Source organism: Paraburkholderia sp. NMBU_R16 (genome assembly GCF_013282575.1).
Lineage (GTDB): Bacteria > Pseudomonadota > Gammaproteobacteria > Burkholderiales > Burkholderiaceae > Trinickia.
This window is the reverse complement of the sequence record NZ_JAAAYE010000188.1, coordinates 1-1,587: the sequence shown is the minus strand read 5'-3', so window position 1 is coordinate 1,587 and position 1,587 is coordinate 1. Positions and strand designations below refer to the sequence as shown.

Genomic DNA, 1,587 nt, shown 5'->3' with positions numbered 1-1,587 from the left:
GCCCGCAAAGGCGACGGCGAGCCTGGCGTCAAGACCATCTGGCTAGGCATGCAGCGCGTGGTGGATTTTGCTGCTGGTATCAGATACGCGCGTGAGCTCGAGCAGCAGACTTGTGCGTAATGGAATGACTTAGACCGGCACCGCTTCGAACTCGAGAAATAACGCCGTTTCCTTGGGAGAAAGCGACCTCCCACGTTGAATGGAGTGTTCTGCCGTTCGAAGTACACTCTCCTCGTCACAGGAAGGGCGCATTGTTTTGAACAACGCTGCTGCCACGGGTGAGAAGCCTTCCAGGTATAAGTGCATAGCGCCGACCCTGACAAGGTCCCGGTAAATGCTCATTTGCGAATTTAAAACAAGCTCAGTGAGTTCGGCATAATCCGTCCCAAAGGGAATTGCGATGAGCAGATCCAGATTGAACTGTGATTTGCTTAGCTTCATGATCATCGATAACAATAAAGCCTTTGTTGCTTTCATTGTCAGCAACAACACTGTGCTGCTTTCCGTTATCCCGAAAAAGGCCTCCGGCACACGAAGTCCGGTTGTCGGGGTGGACGAGGGCTGGAACTCGCTTGAGTACGTACGCAAGGGTCCCTATTGAAGCAAACCGGGCCGCACCACGCTCGCAGGGCTACTTGAGCCGCGCCTGCCGGCACTTGGCCGCTTCACGGCGCAAATGCCTCCGTTCTGGCGACACCGAAGGCGACTGGCGATGCACGCCGGATCGGACATCCCGTTGTGATCGTGGAGCTCAGCGGAGCAGTTCGACTGCGGCCGGCACAATACCGGCAAGTTGACTGACACCCGCACCGAGCCAGGTGTATGACGGCACAACTTTACCAAGACCATAAGCTACGCAGAGAACAGAGCAAGTGGCTCGCAATGCGTCCATTACGTTTCGGATCGTATACGGTGACGGCAGACCGCCCGCCGGTGCATCAGGCCGCTGTCCCGCATCCCGGTTCGCCATCTCGGAGAAGACCGTGGAAAGCTGGCAAGACTAACTCGCCGAGAAGAAATCCGACCGATCGAAGCCAATGTTTTACCCAGCCATTCGTCGAATTGCCTTTTTGATCGGTACCCCTCTCCAACACTCGCGCCGGCCACCCGTCGCCTGGCTGCGTATCTCCCACAAGGCGCGCGGAATTAGCGAATGCCAGAACTGATGAGCTCGCGCCAAAGATGGCAGCCCGATGATTGAGATTGGAGAGCCACGCATTGCCAACCGATGGCCCGATCGCCCCTAACACCACCCCGACGGCGCTCAAAAATGCCATCGAGGCGATGAAAGCGGTCCGTTGCGCGTCCGACCGGGTGGAACATGTAGCGATCGTTCTTTTTGCCGCATCTGCGTGAGCTATCGCTTCGCTTACGCGTGCGAGGCGTGCGTCATCGTGGTCGAGGCTCGCACCAAATTGCCGCGCGACCTCCTGTATTTCCCTCACTTCATCTATAAATTTGCCTCTTTTGAATTCCGAGTGGGTGATGTTAGCGGGTCAAGGGCGGGCGTAAGCCCGGCGCAGCGAACCCTTGAGGCGCTCTGAATCGACAAGCTGAGGTATGGCTGGTGGCGGCAGAATGCGGCAA

At 57.1% G+C, this 1,587-nt stretch carries 2 protein-coding genes; one reads left to right on the top strand and one right to left on the bottom strand.

Features of this window, described 5'->3' with window-relative positions; all coding sequences use genetic code 11:
- A partial coding sequence (locus GWC77_RS27690) for an IS4 family transposase (RefSeq protein WP_173262672.1) occupies positions 1–120 on the top strand: 120 nt, incomplete at its 5' end.
- 9 nt (positions 121–129) lie between these two features.
- Here the strand turns inward: GWC77_RS27690 and GWC77_RS27685 are convergent.
- Positions 130–492 carry a hypothetical protein gene (locus GWC77_RS27685; protein WP_173262669.1) on the bottom strand — a complete coding sequence of 121 codons (363 nt, stop codon included), beginning with the start codon at positions 490–492 and terminating at the stop codon, positions 130–132.
- Positions 493–1,587 lie beyond the last annotated feature (1,095 nt).